This window comes from Olsenella porci, from assembly GCF_009695875.1.
Lineage (GTDB): Bacteria > Actinomycetota > Coriobacteriia > Coriobacteriales > Atopobiaceae > Olsenella_H > Olsenella_H porci.
The window spans coordinates 155,663-174,120 of the sequence record NZ_VUNC01000004.1 but is presented as its reverse complement, the minus strand read 5'-3'; the positions used below and the strand labels follow the sequence as shown (position 1 = coordinate 174,120).

Genomic DNA, 18,458 nt, shown 5'->3' with positions numbered 1-18,458 from the left:
GCCGTGATACAGGACGTCGACGTCAAGGCGATGAAGAAGAACGCCTTCCGCGTGAGCAAGGAGCGCGGCATGACCGCAAGCCGCGTGCGCGTTCCCGGAGGGCTCGTGAGCGCCAGGAGCATGGCGCGCATCGTGGAGATCGCCGAGGAGTACGGGAGGGGCGAGATCTTCCTCACCAACCGGCAGGGGGTCGAGATCCCGGGCATCCACATGGAGGACATGCCCAAGGTCAACGAGCTCCTGCGCTCGATCATCAAGGACACGGGGATCAACCAGGGTGACAGCGAGCACGGCTACCTCGCCAGCGGCACGCGCAACGTCGTGGCCTGCCCCGGCAAGAGGCTGTGCCCCTTCGGCTGCTACGACACCACCGCCTTCGCGCAGCGCATGGACCGCGCGATCTTTCCCAACGACCGCCACGTGAAGGTCGCCTTCACCGGGTGCTCCAACGACTGCGCGCACGTGGCCCTCAACGACTTTGGCGTCATCGGCATGACCGAGCCCCAGTACGATCCCGCCCGTTGCATCGGCTGCGGACAGTGCGTCGAATGGTGCAGGCGCAGGTCGGTGAGCGCGCTCAGCCTGGTGAACGGCAAGGTCGTGCGCAACGAGGACCGCTGCATCGGCTGCGGCGTCTGCGTGGTGTACTGCCCCACGCGCGCGTGGACGCGCAGCAGCGAGCACTACTTCCGCGTCAAGATCATGGGCCGCACGGGCAAGCAGAACCCGCGCCTGGCCCAGGACTGGCTGCGCTGGGTGGACGAGGACTCCATCGTGAAGATCGTGAAGAACACCTACGCCTTCATTGACGAGTACATTGACCCCAACGCGCCCGAGGGCAAGGAGCACATAGGCTACATCGTGGACCGCGTGGGCTTCGACGAGTTCTGCAAGTGGGCGCTCGAGGGGGTGGAGCTGGGGGAGAAGTGCCAGCGCGCCACCCGCGTGTACTGGGACTCAAGGCGCTACGACCGGGACAACGATTTGCGTTAGGGCACCCTTTTCGGTGGCGCGCCCTCGGGTCGCGCCCCGTCCCCATGACGGCACGCGGCGTGGGGACGGGGCGCCCGGGGTTTACGCCGACGCGTCCTGGCGCCCAGCCCCTCTCGCCCTGCTATCGCACCTCGTCGACGCCGTCGAGCCACTCCTGCAAAAGGGCCAGGTAGCGCGGGTTGTCGTCCACATAGCACATGTGGCGGCAGTTGGGGAAGATCTCCCACCGCGCGTTGGGGATGGCGTCATACATCTGCTTGGCGATGAGCGGCGAGCACAGGTCCTGCGTGCCGTTGATCACCAGGGCCGGACAGGTGATTTGTCCCAGGCGGTCGGAGTAGTCGTAGTCGCGCAGGGTCCCCGAGGGCATCAGCTCGTTGTCGCCCCACGCGTGCACGTACGACTCCCGGCCCGTGCGCTTGGGACGGCGCAGGCACTCGGGGCTGTTCTCCGTCACGGGGCCGGAGCAGAAGAGCTCCATGTAGCGCTCCAGCGCCGCCTGGAACTCGGGATCGTCGAAGTCGCCCGTCCGCTCGGCCGTGGCGAACGCGTCCTGCTCCGCATCGCTCAGGTAGCGCAGCCTGCGATGTCCCTCCTCGCCCCACAGGCGGGACGAGGCGAGCGTGCTGCTGAGCACGACCGACCTCACGCCCGCGGGCTTGTGGTCGCACAGGTAGATGATGCAGGTGGCGCCTCCCCACGACTGTCCGAGCAGGTGTACCTCGCCCAGGCCCAGGTGCTCGCGGAGTGCGGCCAGCTCGTTCACCCACGTGGATGCGACCCAGAGCTCGGTGTGGTCGGTCATGGAGTCATCCCACGACCTCCCGCAGCCAATCTGGTCGTAGGTTACCAGCGTGCGCCCGTCGCGATCGGCGAGCGGGTCAAGGGTCTCCAGGTAGTTGTGCGTGGAGCCCGGTCCCCCATGCAACAGCACGATAGGCGCGCGCCCCGCGATCGGGTGATCCGGTTCCACGATGCGGTAGTAGGTCCTGTATCCCAGGTAGGGCATGTATCCCTCGGTGACGCGCATGCTGCTCCCTCCCCGCGACGGCTCTCTGGCATCCCGCCGCGCATGGGTCTCGTGTGGCCCAACCACGATACCGCAGGGCCGGGGGAGAGACGCGCTGGCACTCCCGTGGCGCGGCGCTTGCGACTGGCCGGGCGGCACGTACAATCGGGAGGGAAAACCGACGCCGCCGCGTGCGGCACGAAAGGGGAATGGCATGGGCTCGAACGACCGGCAGGGGGCATACGCCAGCAGGGAAGAGGTCCCGGAGCGGTACAGGTGGGACCTCTCGTCGCTCTTCGCGAGCGACGACGAGTTTGAGCGCGCCCTCGCGGAGGCCCAGTCGATTCCCGACGAGTATGCATCCAAGAGGGAGTCCGCCACGGCGTCGGGCGAGGGGCTCCTGGCCTACCTGCGCTTTGACGACGACGCCACCCTGCGCCTCCAGAGGCTGTGGAACTACGCCGGCCGCCGCGCGGACGAGGACACCCGCGTGAGCCGCTGCCAGGACCTCAACGCCCAGGTGACCTCGCTCCTCTCGCGCGTGGGGGCTGCCGCGGCGTGGTTTGAGCCCGCCGTCTGCGCCCTCGATGCCCAGACCCTGGAGGGCTGGTACCGCTCGACTCCCGGTCTTGAGCTCTACCGTCGCGCGCTCGACCGCATCCGTGCCCTCGCCCCGCACGTGCTGGGCGAGTCCGAGGAGGCACTCCTGGCCCAGGCGGGCGAGATGGCGGCGCAGCCGGGACTCGCCTTCACCATGCTCAACGACGCCGACCTCCGCTTCCCCGACGCAGTGGACGCCGGGGGAGAGGCGCATCCCGTGACGCACGGCAGCTTCGTCCCGCTGGAGCAGTCCCGCGACCGCGTGCTGCGCGAGAGCGCCTACCACAGCGTCTATGGCACCTACGGCAAGGTCCGCAACACCAGTGCCGCCCTGCTCGCCGCCCAGATGCGGCAGCTCGCGTTCTTCTCCCGTGCGCGCGGGTACAGCTCGTCGCTCGAGGCGTCCCTGGTCCCCACCGAGGTCCCGGTCGCCGTGTACCAGAGCCTCATTCAGTCGGTCCGCCGCAACGCGCCCGCCATGCACTCCTATATGGCGCTCAGGAAGCGCGCGCTGGGGGTGGACCACCTGCGCTACTGGGACGCGTACGTGCCCATCGTCCAGTCGCCCGACCGCCGCTACACCTTTGAGGAGGCATGCGACCTCATGCTCCGGGCGCTCGCCCCGCTGGGCGACGACTACCTCGCCACCGTCAGGCACGGCATCGCGTCGCGCTGGATCGACGTGTACGAGACGCCGGGCAAGGTGAGCGGAGCCTACTCCGCGGACGGCCACGGCATGGAGCCCCTGGTGCTTCTCAACTTCCAGGGCACGCTCGACGACGTGTTCACGCTGTGTCACGAGATGGGCCACGCCATGCAGACCTGGCTCAGCAACCATTCCCAGCCGGCGCGCTACGCGGAGTACCCCATGTTCGTGGCCGAGGTGGCGTCCACGACCAACGAGTGCCTCCTCACCCGCCACCTGCTCTCGCAGGCGGACGACCCCGCCGAGCGCGCGTTTATCATCAACCACTTCTGCGAGCAGTTTCGCGGCACCCTGTACCGCCAGACCCTCTTCGCCGAGTTCGAGCGCGACGCAAACCAGGCGTGCTCCAGGGGAGAGGGGATGGGCGCCGATGCCCTGAGCGAGCGCTACCGGCAGCTCTGCGACGCCTACTACGGTCCCGCCATCGAGTCGGACGACGAGATCGCGCTGGAGTGGTCGCGCATCCCGCACTTCTACTACGACTACTACGTTTACGTGTATGCCACGAGCTTTGCGGCCGCGGTGGCGCTCTCGCAGCGCATCCTGGGCGAGGGCCAGCCCGCGGTGGACGACTACCTGGCCTTCCTCTCGGGCGGCTGCTCCAAGCCGCCCATCGAGCTCCTGCGTGGGGCGGGGGTGAACATGGAGTCCGGCCAGGCCGTCGATGCCGCGCTGGCGCAGTTCGCCGAGCTGGTGGACGAGCTCTCGTCGCTGCTGTAGGCGACGGCAGGCGAGAGGGACCACCCTCCGGGGCTTGCGGGACGGTTCCGCCGCCCCGCGTCCCTCCGCGCTGCTATCCTGTGGCTGTTTCTGTTGGTTTCTAGGCGAGAGGTGCCTGCTCATGGCGGTTGCTGACAAAAGCGCTTTGGGGGAGGACCTCCCCGCGACCGACGGCTCCAGACCTCGCCCGGCGGGCGAGGTGCTCCTCTCGCCCGTGTCGGGCATGGCGATGCGCATGAGCGACGTGGACGACCCGGTGTTCTCGAGCGGGATGCTGGGCAAGGGCGCGGCCGTGGAGCCCAGCTCAGGCGTGGTATGCTCGCCGGCGGACGGCACGGTCTCGGTCGTGGCCCGCGCAAAGCACGCCCTCTGCATGACCACCAAGACGGGCTTGGATGTGCTCGTCCACGTGGGCATCGACTCGGTGGGGCTCGGCGGTGCGCCGTTTGACCTGCTCTGCGACGAGGGCCAGGTGGTCCGTGGGGGCCAGCCGCTCATGCGTACCGACCTCGACGCCATCCGCGGTGCCGGCGTTCCCGCCACGGTCATGGTGGTGGTGATGTCGACGGACGACACCTCAAAGGTCGAGGGACACCTCGGCCCCGTTGCGCAGGGCGAGGAGCTGCTGCGCGTGATCTAGCCGCGCCGCCATCTTGGTGCGCGACCCCATACGCTGCCAGGGGAGGGGAGCATGGACATCAACGGCATAGCGCGTCTCGCGGGCGTGTCGCGGGCGACCGTCTCGCGCTACCTCAACGACGGCTACGTGTCCGAGGAGAAGCGCCGGCTCATCAAGCAGGTCATCGACGAGACGGGCTACGTTCCCTCGCAGCAGGCCAAGACGCTCCGCACGGGGAAGACCAACCTGGTGGGCGTGGTCATCCCCAAGATCAACTCGCAGTCCGTCTCGCGCATGGTAGCCGGCCTCACGTCGGTGCTCAACGAGAGCAAGTACCAGATGCTGCTGGCCAACACCGACAATAACACGGGGCTAGAGGTGGAGTACCTCAAGCTGTTCGCGGAGCGCAACCGCGTGGACGGCATCGTGCTCATCGCCACGGTCATCACCCCCGCCCACCGCAAGGTGCTGGGCGAGACGCGCGTGCCCGTGGTGGTGCTGGGGCAGGAGCTCTCTGGCTGCACGAGCGTGTTCAACGACGACTACCACGCGCTTCTCGACGTCACCAACATCGTGCTGGAGCACGGCACCCACCCCGCCTTCATCGGCGTGCTGGAGGACGACGTCTCGGCGGGCCAGATGCGCCACCGAGGCTTCCTGGACGCCTGCCGCGACCACGGCATCGAGGTGCCCGAGCGTGCGCAGTGCGTGAGCGACTTCACCGTGGACGCGGGCTATCTTGCCGCCGAGCGGCTGCTCGAGGCCTACCCGGAGGCAGACGCCATGGTCTGCGCCTCTGACAACATCGCCTTTGGCGCCATGACCTGTCTTCGCGAGTACGGGCGGCGCATCCCCCAGGACGTCCAGGTCACCGGCGTGGGCGACACCGATCTGGCCCGCGTCATCACACCCACGCTCACCACGGTGCACCACCACTACAAGACCGCCGGCATGGAGGCGGCCAAGGTGCTGGTGGGCGCCATGGGCGAGCGTGACGACGTCGACCGTGAGGTCCGCATGAGCTACGGGGTGCTTCGCCGCAACTCCACGCTGTAATCGTTGCGATGCGCTGGGGGAGAGGAGCGCGGCCCCTCCCCCCAACTGCCGCTCATGGCAGATAAGCGACCGTCTGCCGCCACCCTGGGGGCGAACCCTCACAAGCTCCACAACCTGGAGTATCACTGAATTGTGAGAACGATTTCATACGAAATGCCAAAGGACGTTCGTGGAAGTCGTGGGTTTGGGGCGAGGACGCGATTCCGCATGGTGTGGGAACGGTCCCAGTCGAAGGGGAGTGGGCATGGCTCTTGACTACAAGCAAGCCGCGAAGGAGGCCCTCGAGGCCGTTGGCGGGCCCGGCAACATCGTGTCGGCGGCGCACTGTGCGACGCGTCTGCGTCTTGTGATCGCGGACGACTCAAAGGTCGACAAGAAGAAGCTCGAGGACGCCGTGGGCGCCAAGGGTAACTTCCAGGCTTCTGGCCAGCTGCAGATCATCTACGGCACGGGGACCGTCGACAAGGTGTTCGACGAGTTCGTGGCGCAGGCGGGCATCACCGGCGGCTCCAAGGCAGACGTCAAGCAGGCCGCCGCCGCCAAGGGCAACGGCTTCCAGCGCGCCATCAAGGTCCTCTCCGACGTCTTCGTCCCCATCATCCCCGCCATCGTGGCCTCCGGCATGCTCATGGGCATCATGAGCGCCCTGCAGTACATGGGCACCCCCGTGGCAGACGGCGGCGCCGGGTTCTTCGCGCTCGACACCTCCAACGTGTGGTGGCGCATCGCCTCGCTGATCAACGCATGCGCGCTGGGCAACCTGCAGATCCTGCTGGGCTTCTCCGCTGCGACGGTCTTTGGCGGCAACCCATACCTGGGCGCCTCCCTGGGAGCCCTGCTCATCAGCTCCGACTTCATTAACGCCTACAGCGCGTCTGACGCCATCGCCAAGGGCACCATGATCACGCTCGACGTCATCCCCGGCGTCTATAGCATCGACTGGATCGGCTACCAGGGCCACGTCATTCCCATCCTGGTGGGAGTCTGGATCCTGTGCTTCTTCGAGAAGCGCCTGCACAAGGTCGTGCCCGAGATGTTCGACCTGTTCCTGACCCCGCTGCTCTCCGTGTCGCTTGCCGCATACATCACCATCCTGTTCGTGGGTCCCGTCTTCGTGTGGCTCGAGAACAACATCCTCGGCCTGCTCATGTTCCTGCTCTCCGTGCCCCTTGGCATTGGCTACGTGATCATCGGCCTCATCTACTCGCCGTCGGTCGTCACGGGCCTGCACCAGATGTACACCGCCATCGACGTCTCGATGCTCGCGCAGTACGGCGTGACCTACTGGCTGCCCATCGCCAGCGCCGCCAACATCTCCCAGGGTGGCGCCTGCCTGGCCGTCGCGCTCAAGACCCGCTCCGAGAAGACCAAGTCGCTCGCCGTCCCGTCTGGCATCTCGTGCCTGCTCGGCATCACCGAGCCCGCGATCTTCGGCGTCAACCTGCCCAAGGTCAAGCCCTTCGTCTGCGGCATGATCGGCTCCGCGTGCGGCGCCCTGTGCTGCTATGTCTTCCACCTCGCAGCCAGCGGCACCGGCGTCACCGGCATCTTTGGCATCCTGCTCTGCATCACCCAGCCCCTGCAGTACGTGATCATGTTCGCGGTCGCCTTTGGCGTGGCCTTTGGCCTCACCAGCACGATCTACCGTGACGCCGAGGCACAGGCCGAGCCCGCCGGCCAGGCGCTCGCCGAGGCCAAGGCTGCCGCCGACGAGGCCGTGGCCGAGGAGAGGTCCGTTGAGGAGAAGGGCGCCGGCAGCGTCCCCGCCCCCAAGGCAGAGGTCATCGCTTCTCCCGTCGCCGGCAAGGCAATCGCCATGGCCGACGTGAAGGACCCCGTGTTCGCGAGTGGCGCCATGGGCGGCGGCGCGGCGGTCGTGCCCTCCGAGGGCTCCGTGTACGCCCCCGTCAGCGGCACCATCACCGTGCTGGCCGAGACCGGCCATGCCATCGGGCTCCTGTCCGACAACGGTGCCGAGGTCCTCATCCACATCGGCATCGACACCGTGACCCTCAAGGGCGGCCCGTTCACGCCGCACACCCAGGTGGGGGCGCACGTGGGCAAGGGAGACCTGCTCATGGACGTCGACCTCGACGCCATCCGTGCCGCGGGGCTCGACACCACCACCATGGTCGTGGTCACCAACACCGACGACTACGGCTCGGTCACCGGGAAGACCGGTCAGGTCGGCCTTGGGGACGACCTGGTGAGCCTGTCCTAGTTTCGCCGGGAGTCACACCGACCGCCCGTGCGTCGCCCCCCGCCACGGGGACGGCGCACGGGCGTCTCGCCTAGGCACACATCGCACGACGTCCCGCCCGTGTCAGCTCCCGGGTGGGGGAGGGGAGACAATCGCCCATGGCAGGCAGCAACACGGAGCATCCCGCGCACGACTGGCGTCCCGCATATCACATCACGGTTCCCAACGGGTCGCTCAACGACCCAAATGGGCTCTGCCAGATCGACGGGACCTACCATGTGTTTCACCAGTACACCCCCAGCTGGCCGGCGCGCGGCGTGTGCTGGGCGCACTGGACCACGCGCGACTTCCGCACGTGGGAGTTCCACGGCTCCCCCATCCATCCCGACGGCGACCTCGACCGCAACGGGTCATATTCCGGTTCCGCCGTGGTTCGCGACGGCAGGATGTGGTGCTACCTCACGGGCAACGTCAAGGAGCCCGGAAACTACGACTACGACTTCGCCGGTCGCAAGGCCAACGAGCTCCTGTGCGTGAGCGACGACGGGGACCACTTTGACTGCAAGCGCCTGGTCCTCTCCAACGCGGACTACCCCGCGTACTGCTCCAACCACGTGCGCGACCCCTACGTGTGGGGGCAGGGCGGCGAGTACCACATGCTCCTGGGCGTGCGTACGGTTAAGAACCGCTCGGCGGTCATTCTCTACCACTCGCGGAATGGCATCGACTGGCAGATGGAGGGGTCGCTGAGCACCGTGGGCGAGAGGCCCCTTGGCTACATGTGGGAGTGCCCGGGGCGCATCGCGGTGGGGGGCAGGCAGTACCTGCTCGTGTGCCCGCAGGGCGTGCCCAAGCGCGACCTCGCCTTCCAGAGCATCTACAACTGCGGCGTCTTCCCCCTGCCGGGTGACCTGGTGGAGATGGCACGCGGCGACGTCGGTCGCATGGAGGCAGCCGGTCCCCAGCGCGTCCTGGACCCGGAATCGTTCGTTGAGCTGGACTATGGCTTTGACTTCTATGCTCCCCAGGCGTTCACGGACGAGTCCGGCAGGACCATGCTCATGGGTTGGATCGGGCTGCCCGACGTGGTGGGCGAGTACGACGACCCCACGCGGGCCTGGAAGTGCAGCATCACCGTGCCCCGCGAGCTGAGCACCAACGCGGCGGGGCGTCTCTGCCAGTGGCCGGTCGCCGAGGTCGACGCGCTCCGTGGCGAGCGGGTGGCCCTCACGCCAGAGGGGGCCCATGGCACCTCCGGGCTAATTGGCTCCTCTCCCTACGACATGGTGTGCATGGACGGCGCGGTGGGTGCGACCGTCCCTGGCTGCCAGCTGGACCTGATCGTGAGCGGCATCCGAGGCGGCGGCAGGATCTGCCTCAACGCCGACCTCGAGCTCTCCGTGGTCGGGCAGGCGGTGGAGCTCGCGTTCCTCCGCCGTGCGGGCAGGGGCAGGGGCGTTCGCAGGGTGCCCCTCTCGGCGCTGTCCGAGGGCGCGCTCAGGAGCGTCCGCGTGCTCGTGGACACCTCGGTGGTCGAGGTATTCCTCAACGGGGGAGAGGTGACGCTCACCACGCGCTGGTATCCGGACCGGGTGGACCGGCTGGGCGTCTCCAGCACCTTGCAGGGCGACCACTCCGCATGGCGCCTGGATGGCTGGACCTTTCTCGGGGTATAGGCAGCCGTAGCACGGATGGGCGGCGGGGTCGGGTGCCAAGTCCGGCCCCGCCGTCGTCTTGGATGCCCATCTAGCAGGGGTTTTCTCACCCGTGCCGCGATGCATCAAACGCGGCCAAAAGGGATGTTCGGGGACGAAACCGACCCTTGGCTTTGCGTTATTATGAATCGTGGCCAAAACTGGGATGGGGGATCCAAGTCGCGGTCCTGCACGCCGTCGAGAGACGGGGCGCCAAGCGCGTTCGTGTGTGGAACAGCCGCCTTTGGTGGCGGACCGTATCGCTTCGAAGGAGAGGATATGGCAAGGAAATACAAGTCTATGGACGGCAACGAGGCAGCGGCATACGTCTCGTACGCCTACACCGAGGTGGCGGGCATCTACCCGATTACGCCGTCCAGCCCCATGGCCGACCACGTCGACCAGTGGGCAGCCAAGGGCATGAAGAACATCTTCGGCACGCCCGTCAAGGTCGTAGAGATGGAGTCTGAGGCCGGAGCCTCCGGCACCGTTCATGGCTCCCTGGGCGCAGGTGCCCTCACCAGCACCTACACCGCCTCGCAGGGCCTGCTCCTCATGATTCCCAACATGTACAAGATCGCGGCAGAGCAGCTGCCCGCCGTCTTCCACGTGAGCGCCCGTACCGTCGCCACGCAGTCGCTGAACATCTTCGGCGACCACTCCGACGTCATGGCGTGCCGCCAGACCGGCTTCGCGATGCTCGCCGAGAGCAACGTCCAGCAGGTCATGGACCTCTCGCCCGTGGCACACCTGGCAGCCGTCAAGGGCAAGACGCCCTTCCTCAACTTCTTTGACGGCTTCCGCACCTCGCACGAGATCCAGAAGGTCGCCGTGTGGGACTACAAGGACCTTGGCGACATGCTCGACATGGCCAGCGTCCAGGCCTTCCGCGACCACGCGCTCAACCCCGAGCACCCGCATGCCCGCGGCAGCCACGAGAACGGCGACACGTTCTTCCAGAACCGCGAGGCCTGCAACACGCTCTACGACGAGCTCCCCGACGTCGTCGAGCACTACATGGACGAGATCAACAAGCGCATCGGCACCGATTACAAGCCGTTCAACTACTACGGCGCTCCCGACGCCGACCGCGTCGTGGTCTGCATGGGTTCCTTCTGCGACACGCTCAAGGAGGTCATCGACTACCTCAATGCCAACGGTGAGAAGGTCGGCCTGGTCGAGGTTCACCTCTATCGCCCGTTCTCCATCAAGCACCTGGTTGCCGTCCTGCCCGAGACGGTGAAGAAGATCGCCGTCCTCGACCGCACCAAGGAGCCCGGCTCCGTGGGCGAGCCGCTGTACGAGGACGTGGTCTCGGCCCTGTACGAGGCTGGCCTCTCCAACATCACCGTGGTGGGCGGCCGCTACGGCCTGGGCTCCAAGGACGAGCCCCCCGCGGTTGCGTTCTCGGTCTTCGAGGAGCTCAAGAAGGACGAGCCCAAGCGCGAGTTCACCCTGGGCATCGTGGACGACGTCACCAACCTGTCGCTCCCCATGGACCCCGATGCCCCCAACACCTCTGCGCCCGGCACCATCGAGTGCAAGTTCTGGGGCCTCGGCGGCGACGGCACCGTCGGTGCAAACAAGAACTCCATCAAGATCATCGGTGACCACACCGACAAGTACGTTCAGGCGTACTTCCAGTACGACTCCAAGAAGACGGGTGGCGTGACCATCTCGCACCTGCGCTTTGGCGACTCGCCCATCCGCTCCCCGTACTACATCACCAAGGCCGACTTCGTGGCGTGCCACAACCCCTCCTACATCGTCAAGGGCTTCAAGATGGTCCGCGACGTCAAGCCGGGCGGCACCTTCCTCGTCAACTCGCAGTGGAGCGACGAGGAGTTCGCGCGCCAGCTGCCGGCGGTCGCCAAGCGCTATATCGCCAACAACAACATCTCGGTCTACCTGATCGACGCCATCGACCTGGCCGCGAAGGTCGGCATGGGCAAGCGCACCAACACGGTGCTCCAGTCCGCCTTCTTCGCGCTGGCCAAGGTGCTTCCCGCCGAGGACGCCCTCAAGTACATGAAGGACGCCGCCGAGAAGTCCTACGCCAAGAAGGGCCAGGCCATCGTCGAGGCCAACTGGAAGGCCATCGACGCCGGCGCCACCGCGTTCCACAAGTTCGAGGTTCCCGCCGACTGGGCCAACGCCACCGATGAGCCCAAGGAGGTCAAGCTCGAGGGCCGCGAGGAGCTCGTCAAGCAGGTCAGGGAGCTCATGCAGCCCATCAACCAGATGGAGGGCGACAACCTGCCCGTCTCCGCGTTCGAGGAGCACGCAGACGGCCAGTGGGAGCTTGGCGCGTCCGCGTACGAGAAGCGTGGCGTCGCCGTCATGGTCCCGCGCTGGGATCCCTCGAAGTGCATCCAGTGCAACACCTGCTCGTTCGTGTGCCCGCACGCCACGATCCGCCCGGTCGTCATGACCGAGGAGGAGGCGGCCTCCGCACCCGAGGCCATGCGCACCACCGACCTCAAGGTCCCCAAGGGCACCGGCTACAAGTTCACCATCGCCGTTTCGCCGCTTGACTGCATGGGCTGCTACAACTGCGTCGCCATGTGCCCCAAGAGCGACGTCAAGGAGGGTGGCGCCCTCACGATGGTGCCCCAGGAGGAAGAGGCCGCTCAGGCCGAGGTCTGGGACTACGCCGTCAACAAGGTCACCCAGAAGGACGAGCTCGCGGGCGACTCCAACGTCAAGGCGTCCCAGTTCCACAAGCCGCTGCTCGAGTTCTCCGGGTCCTGCGCCGGCTGCGCCGAGACCAGCTACGCTCGCCTCGTGACCCAGCTCTTTGGTGACCGCATGTTCATCTCCAACGCCACCGGCTGCTCCTCCATCTGGGGCAACCCCGCGGCGACCTGCCCCTACACCACCGACGCCAACGGCCACGGCCCCGCTTGGAACAACTCGCTCTTCGAGGACAACGCCGAGCACGGCTTTGGTATGGAGGTCGGCTACGAGGCAGAGCGCGAGCGCGTCGTCGTGATGACGCAGGCGCTGCTCGAGTCCAACTGGGCGTCCGACGACCTCAAGGCCGCGGCGACCGCGTGGCTCGAGGCCAAGGGCGACGCCGAGGGCTCCAAGACCACCGCTGCCGAGTACGTGAAGCAGCTCGAGGGCGCCGGCACCCCCGAGGCAGAGAAGCTCCTCGCGGAGAAGTCCTTCCTCACCAAGAAGTCCTTCTGGATCTTCGGCGGCGACGGCTGGGCGTACGACATCGGCTTTGGTGGCCTGGACCACGTTCTGGCGCAGAACCGCGACGTCAACGTCTTCGTGTTCGACACCGAGGTGTACTCCAACACCGGCGGACAGGCCTCCAAGGCCTCTAACCTCGGCCAGGTCGCGCAGTTCGCTGCCGCGGGCAAGGACACGAAGAAGAAGTCCCTCGCCGAGATCGAGATGAGCTACGGCTACGTGTACGTCGCCCAGGTCGCCATGGGTGCCAACCCCATGCAGACCCTCAAGGCAATCCGCGAGGCCGAGGCCTACGACGGCCCGTCGCTGATCATCGGCTACAGCCCCTGCGAGATGCACAGCATCAAGAAGGGCGGCATGATGCACTGCCAGGAGGAGATGAAGCGCGCAGTCGACTGCGGCTACTGGAACCTCTTCCGCTACAACCCCGCCGCTGCCGAGGGCAAGAAGTTCACGCTCGACTCCAAGGAGCCGAAGGGCGGCTATCAGGACTTCCTGATGAACGAGGCCCGCTACGCGCGCCTGACGCGCGAGTTCCCCGGCCGCGCAGAGGAGCTCTTCGCCCAGAACGAGGAGGCGGCCATGGCCCGCTATGCGCACCTTCTCAAGCTCAAGGAGATGTACGCCAGCGAGTAGGCCAGCCGGGCTAAAAGCCTAGCGAACCGATGGGGCCGGACCGGGATTGATTCCCGGTCCGGCCCTTTTCGTGGTGCGCATGTGCTTGAATTGGGACGACCAGAAGGGGAGATGAGGCGCATGCCAACGCCGCTCAGGTACCAGGTGACACACTACGACTGCGGGCCCACGTCGCTGCTCAACGCGCTCGCGGTGCTCTTTGACCGCGACGAGCTCCCGCCCGACGTGTTGAAGGGCGTCTACGCACTCTCGCTCGACCGCTACTACGACGGGCTGGCCTATCACGGCGGCACGTCTGGCATGGCGATGGCGCACATTGCGTTCTGGCTCCAGGACTACGCCGACAGGACCGGCTTCCCCCTCAGGGCCATGAGGATCACCGGCCAGCAGGTGAGCCTGGCCGAGGGATCGCCCCTCAGGGAGAGCCTGGGGCAGGGTGGGGTCGCCGTGGCGGGCGTGCGCCTGGACGTCGATCACTACGTGGTCCTCACGGGGTTCCAGGACGGCTGCGTGCGCGTGTTCGACCCATTCTGGAGCGCCCCGGGCCAGAGGGAGTGGGGTCCTGGCGTGATGCAGGTCACCGATGCCCCGTTCTCTCACAACCGCCTGATTCGGCCCGAGGTCATGGACTCGGAGGATGACCACGAGTATTCCTTCGCCTGTGCGAGCGGGGCCGAGGCCGTCCTCATGTGGCGCACGTCACCACGTGGGGCAGAGGCGCGGAACTAGAGCGGCGGGCCCACCCCACCGGGATGAGCCCGCAGCATGTTTGCCTGTCGGCTTTTGGGGCCAGGTTGGCTAGTCCCTCTTGCCTTGGCGCGATGCGAGGTAGGGGGAGAGGAGCGGGGTCATCTGGCCCTGGCTCAGGATGGTGACCTCGTGCATGGCACGGCTTACGGCGGTGTAGAGGCGCCTGCGCGCGAGGGGTTCGTCGGGGTAGACCTCGGCCTGCGCGTCGGGGATGATGACCGAGTCAAACTCCAGGCCCTTGGCGAGCCTGAGGTCGAGCGTGACCACGCCCTCCTTGGGGAGCGTGTCTCCCTTGCCCACCAGCGGGGCCAGGTCACCCAGCTGCCTCGCTATCCAGTTGGCGCGTGCTCCGTCCTGGGCAACGATGGCGCAGAGCCCCTCCTTGGCATGCGCGTCCTCGGCGATCCTGCGCAGCACCTGCAGGTATCCCCCGGCATCGGAGGGACACTCGCGGATGACGGGGTCCACGCCGGGGCGCTGCACCGAACTCAGCGTCACGCGCTCCTCGGGGGGCAGCAGGCTGCAGAACAGCTCGGTGATCTCGGGAGACGAGCGGTAGCTCGTGAGCAGGCGGCACTCCTCCACGCTGCCGTGGGTCTGGGCGAACACCTGGCCAATCTGCCCAAAGCTGGCGCTTCCCTCCACGATGGCCTGGTGCTGGTCGCCCAGAAGCAGGAAGTGGGCACGCGGGAAGTAGCTGGCCAGGACCATGAGCTGGGTCTGCGTGTAGTCCTGTACCTCGTCGACCATCACGTAGCGCACGTCGTCGTCGCCCGTGCCGGTCACCAGGATCTTGAGGTACAGGTACTCGGCGGCGCTAAGGGGCCTCCCGCCCGTCAGGCGCATGCCCACGCGGTCAAACCTGAGCCAGCTCGCGTCGTCGATCTGCGTGCGGGCACCGCCATACAGGAACTCGGCGTAGCGCCTGGCCAGGGCGTCGGTCTCACGCTCGTCGGAGGGTGCGATCGTCTCGCCAAACACCTCCACCTGGCGCTCGACGTCCAGCCCCAGCATCTCCTCCTGCAGCTCGTCGTTCTTGGATATCTGGGTGATCCTGCGCTCGAGCTTGGAGCGCAGGTCCTCGCGCACCAGCGTCATGAGCTTGGGCCCAACGCCAAAGCGCTCGAACTTTCGAACCGACGCGGCGATGGAGGACGCCTTGAGCATCGAGAGCCCGCCCTCGCGCACGTCGCGAAAGTCCTGCTCCTCCAGCGTGAGTGAGGGGAGCCCCTCCTCCAGGGCGCGGAGCGACACCGCGTCGACATCCGCCCCGCTCGCCCTGTCCGCCAGCCCCAGCCTGGCGACCCACTCGCGCCAGGTCATGATCTGCGGGTTGGACTCGCCCAGCGAGGGGAGCACCGCGTCGATGTAGCGCGCGAACACGTCGTTGGGGGAGAGAAGGACCACCTGGTCTGCCCGCAGCGTGTCCCTCTGGCCGTAGAACAGGAAGGCGATGCGCTGGAGGAGGACCGAGGTCTTGCCCGAGCCGGCGATGCCGTTGACGAGGAGTACCGGGACGTCGGAGTGGCGCACGACCTCGTTCTGCTCGCGCTGGATGGTGGCCGTGATCGCCTGGAGCTTCTCGGTGTGGTGGCGGCGGAGGGCCCCAAGCAGCAGCGAGTCCTCGATCGCCACGGTGGTGTCAAAGTAGCCGTTAAGGTGGTCGCGGGTGATGTCGAACTGCCTGCGCAGCTCCAGGCTCACATTGCGGGTGCGCCCATCCACCTGGTAGGAGGTGGGGCCCATCTGCTGGTTGTAGTACGTCTCGGCGATGGGGCTGCGCCAGTCCACAATGAGGGGCCGGCGGTTCTCGTCCGTGACGCCCGCGAGGCCGATGTAGACGTCACGCGCCGGCCTGCCGGGGCGCATCTGAAGCCTGACCTTGGCAAAGTAGGGCTGGGCTAGAAGGGCGATGGTGCGCCTCAGCTTGTCCACGGTGAAGTCGTGGTTCTGGTTGTAGGCGTCGATGACCGAGTTGAGGGTCTCGATGGCGGCGAGCGTCTCCATGGTCTCGTCCGCGCTGCTGAAGTTGAGGCGGACCTCCTCGCTCATGTCCCTCAGGTCTTGGGCGGCCTCGCGGTGGGTGACCTCGATCTCTCTCGTGAGGCTGTCGCGAATGGCCTCGAGCTTTGCGTATACCTCGCTCAGGTGGGCCTGCTCCTCGTCAAACACCGGATCGGACATCGCAACCTCCCGTGCACTCAAGATTCCGAAGAGAAAATTCTAGTCCAAGGGGAGAGGGGCTGTCCCCTCGCATTTGGGGGAGACGTCATGCCGTCTGCGGCCAAAACCGACCGTTCGCCAGGTTGACCAGAGATTGGGATACATTTGCCTGGGCAGGGGTATTATTGCAGCAAGCAAGGAAGTCGCCCCTACGGGCGGCACGATTGGGGAGGTGGTGCCCATCAACAGCGAGGAACCGTATTTTTGGCGTCCCGTGGATGACACCGAGTGCCCCGTCTTAGCGTAGGAGTCCCGCATCGTCGGGAACATGTTAAGCGAACAGGCATCGCACAAGCCAGAAGGCAGACGGAAGAGCCGGTGTCGCCACGCAGGAGCTGGGCATCCAGTAATGGGTGCGGGCGTGGCCAGTATGACCGACAAGTGCATAGCAAACAGGTTTTGAGACATGGCGAAACGGGTGATACCAAAGTAATCGCCAAGGTTCCAAATCCAAGGGCGGGCGACCTGCGGGTCGCCCGCCTCGTCTTGTTTGGGATAGGATGAAATGGCCTGCCGTCTTGGCGGGCCAAGCTATCAAGCCATCAGAGGAATCGCGAGGGGCAGTCACCGCATGATCAAGCTAGCGCTCACAGACATGGACGACACGCTCAAGGCGATGTGCCACCCTCGCGTGACCGACTATGCCCTGGATGCCATCGACGCGATGCTCTCTGTCGGCCTGCACTTTGGCCCGGTGAGCGGGCGCGTGCCCAACGCGATGTCGTGGATGTTCGATGGCAGGGAGGAGTGCTACGCCACCGGCGCCTTTGTCAACGGCCAGATGGTCTACCTTGACGGCGAACTGGTGCACGAGGAGTGGCTCGACGCGGCGGAACTCTCGCGCGTTGCCCGCTGGGTGCTCGAGAACACCGTTGACGCGTCGCTCGTGCTGTACGGCAACGGGGACGGTGTCCCCAGCGAGAGCGGCCACTACGTCACGGCCGATCCCGCCCGCATCGAGCGTGATCCCCAGACATTTGGCCCACGCGACGTGTGGGCGAAGGTCCCTGCGCATGACCAGATCAAGGCCAACGTGTTCTGCGGTGGGGGCAGGGAGCACCTCGTTTGGGTGAGGGACGCACTCCGCAGCGAGTTCCCAGCGTTCGACTTCGTGCTCCCCAGCAACATCGCCCCAATCGTGGACATAATGCCCCGTGGCTGGGACAAGGGGTCTGGCGTGCGCGTCCTGGCGCAGGCCCTTGGCATCGGGCTCGACGAGGTGGTGACCTTCGGGGACTCCGAGAACGACCTGGGCATGATAGAGGGCTTTCCCAACTCTGTTGCCGTGGAAAATGCGAGCGAGGAGGTCCGCCAGGCCGCGACGTGGCACATCGGGGCGAGCAAGGACGACGCCGTGGCCGACGCCCTCCTCCAGATCGCCGAGGCGGCAGGGACCGGTGGCGTTCCCGCGTTCATGCAGGGATAGGAACGACTGGGGCCCAGTGCTCCGCGCGACGAGGGGAGGGGGAGCCGTGAGGCTTCTTGAGGAGAGGATCAGGCGTGATGGGGTCGTGAAGAGCGACCAGGTGCTCAAGGTCGACTCGTTTCTCAACCATCAGATGGACATCGGCCTCTTCAGGGCAATGGCCAGGCAGTGGCGTCAGGACTTTGCCGACGCCCCCATCAACAAGGTCCTGACCATCGAGGCGAGCGGCATCGGCATAGCGGCCGTCGTGGCGGAGGAGTTTGGCGTCCCTGCGGTCTTCGCCAAGAAGAGCGAGAGCATCAACATCGACGGGACCTACTATGCCACCAGCGTGCGCTCGTTCACCCACCAGAGGGTCTACAGCGTCATCGTCTCAACCCGCTTCCTGGGGCCGGACGACCACGTGCTCGTCATCGACGACTTCATGGCAAACGGCTGCGCCATGGACGGGCTGCTCCAGATCTGCGACGCGGCAGGAGCCACCGTCGAGGGGGTGGGGATTGCCATCGAGAAGGGCTTCCAGCCCGGTGGTGACCGTCTCCGCCAGCGCGGTATCCGCGTGGACTCGCTGGCGATCGTCGAATCGATGGACCCCCAGACCGGGGACATCACCTTTAGGGACTAG

12 protein-coding genes are annotated in these 18,458 nt (G+C 66.5%); 10 read left to right on the top strand and 2 right to left on the bottom strand.

All coding sequences use genetic code 11. The annotated features are described in order from the left end of the window. Positions 1–3 precede the first annotated feature (3 nt). Positions 4–993, top strand: coding sequence for a sulfite reductase subunit C (gene asrC, locus FYJ68_RS06500; protein ID WP_326832251.1), 990 nt, complete (start codon positions 4–6; stop codon positions 991–993). Positions 994–1,114: 121 nt separating this feature from the next. Here asrC and pepI read toward each other — a convergent pair whose 3' ends face one another. Further along, complete coding sequence (gene pepI, locus FYJ68_RS06495; RefSeq protein ID WP_154435205.1) at positions 1,115–2,023, bottom strand: proline iminopeptidase; 909 nt, start codon at positions 2,021–2,023, stop codon at positions 1,115–1,117. A gap of 193 nt (positions 2,024–2,216) precedes the next feature. On the opposite strand from pepI, the gene pepF reads away from it, so the two are divergent. The 7 genes from pepF to FYJ68_RS06460 all read left to right on the top strand — a co-directional run bounded on the left by pepF (position 2,217) and on the right by FYJ68_RS06460 (position 14,163). Further along, the gene (gene pepF / locus FYJ68_RS06490; protein ID WP_154435203.1) at positions 2,217–4,028 is read left to right on the top strand and encodes an oligoendopeptidase F; all 1,812 of its coding nucleotides are present in this window, start codon (positions 2,217–2,219) and stop codon (positions 4,026–4,028) included. A gap of 121 nt (positions 4,029–4,149) precedes the next feature. Further along, on the top strand, positions 4,150–4,668 hold the full coding sequence (locus tag FYJ68_RS06485) for a PTS sugar transporter subunit IIA (protein WP_195837742.1): 519 nt from the start codon (positions 4,150–4,152) through the stop codon (positions 4,666–4,668). Between the two features lie 51 nt (positions 4,669–4,719). Then, on the top strand, positions 4,720–5,703 hold the full coding sequence (locus FYJ68_RS06480; protein ID WP_154435199.1) for a LacI family DNA-binding transcriptional regulator: 984 nt from the start codon (positions 4,720–4,722) through the stop codon (positions 5,701–5,703). 244 nt (positions 5,704–5,947) lie between these two features. Continuing rightward, complete coding sequence (locus FYJ68_RS06475; RefSeq protein ID WP_154435197.1) at positions 5,948–7,924, top strand: PTS beta-glucoside transporter subunit IIBCA; 1,977 nt, start codon at positions 5,948–5,950, stop codon at positions 7,922–7,924. 137 nt (positions 7,925–8,061) lie between these two features. Beyond that, on the top strand, positions 8,062–9,579 hold the full coding sequence (locus FYJ68_RS06470) for a glycoside hydrolase family 32 protein (protein WP_154435195.1): 1,518 nt from the start codon (positions 8,062–8,064) through the stop codon (positions 9,577–9,579). Between the two features lie 297 nt (positions 9,580–9,876). Further along, positions 9,877–13,434, top strand: coding sequence for a pyruvate:ferredoxin (flavodoxin) oxidoreductase (gene nifJ / locus FYJ68_RS06465; protein ID WP_154435193.1), 3,558 nt, complete (start codon positions 9,877–9,879; stop codon positions 13,432–13,434). 120 nt (positions 13,435–13,554) lie between these two features. Further along, positions 13,555–14,163 carry a cysteine peptidase family C39 domain-containing protein gene (locus FYJ68_RS06460; RefSeq protein WP_154435191.1) on the top strand — a complete coding sequence of 203 codons (609 nt, stop codon included), beginning with the start codon at positions 13,555–13,557 and terminating at the stop codon, positions 14,161–14,163. Positions 14,164–14,232: 69 nt separating this feature from the next. Here FYJ68_RS06460 and FYJ68_RS06455 read toward each other — a convergent pair whose 3' ends face one another. Next, a complete protein-coding gene (locus FYJ68_RS06455; protein ID WP_154435189.1) occupies positions 14,233–16,368 on the bottom strand; it encodes a HelD family protein in 2,136 nt (711 codons plus the stop codon). Between the two features lie 610 nt (positions 16,369–16,978). Between FYJ68_RS06455 and FYJ68_RS10215 the strand changes: the two genes are divergently transcribed. Beyond that, entirely contained in the window at positions 16,979–17,833 is an 855-nt protein-coding gene (locus FYJ68_RS10215; protein ID WP_229772081.1) for an HAD hydrolase family protein, read from the top strand. 46 nt (positions 17,834–17,879) lie between these two features. Continuing rightward, positions 17,880–18,458, top strand: a complete 579-nt coding sequence (locus FYJ68_RS06445) for a xanthine phosphoribosyltransferase (protein WP_326832250.1) — start codon at positions 17,880–17,882, stop codon at positions 18,456–18,458.

Bases quoted from the DNA above. Each gene is read 5' to 3' on its own strand.
- nifJ (WP_154435193.1), top strand. From the start codon at position 9,877: ATGGCAAGGAAATACAAGTCTATGGACGGCAACGAGGCAGCGGCATAC.
- pepI (WP_154435205.1), bottom strand. From the start codon at position 2,023: ATGCGCGTCACCGAGGGATACATGCCCTACCTGGGATACAGGACCTAC.
- FYJ68_RS06460 (WP_154435191.1), top strand. From the start codon at position 13,555: ATGCCAACGCCGCTCAGGTACCAGGTGACACACTACGACTGCGGGCCC.
- FYJ68_RS06455 (WP_154435189.1), bottom strand. From the start codon at position 16,368: ATGTCCGATCCGGTGTTTGACGAGGAGCAGGCCCACCTGAGCGAGGTA.
- FYJ68_RS06480 (WP_154435199.1), top strand. From the start codon at position 4,720: ATGGACATCAACGGCATAGCGCGTCTCGCGGGCGTGTCGCGGGCGACC.
- FYJ68_RS10215 (WP_229772081.1), top strand. From the start codon at position 16,979: ATGATCAAGCTAGCGCTCACAGACATGGACGACACGCTCAAGGCGATG.
- FYJ68_RS06470 (WP_154435195.1), top strand. From the start codon at position 8,062: ATGGCAGGCAGCAACACGGAGCATCCCGCGCACGACTGGCGTCCCGCA.
- FYJ68_RS06475 (WP_154435197.1), top strand. From the start codon at position 5,948: ATGGCTCTTGACTACAAGCAAGCCGCGAAGGAGGCCCTCGAGGCCGTT.
- FYJ68_RS06485 (WP_195837742.1), top strand. From the start codon at position 4,150: ATGGCGGTTGCTGACAAAAGCGCTTTGGGGGAGGACCTCCCCGCGACC.
- pepF (WP_154435203.1), top strand. From the start codon at position 2,217: ATGGGCTCGAACGACCGGCAGGGGGCATACGCCAGCAGGGAAGAGGTC.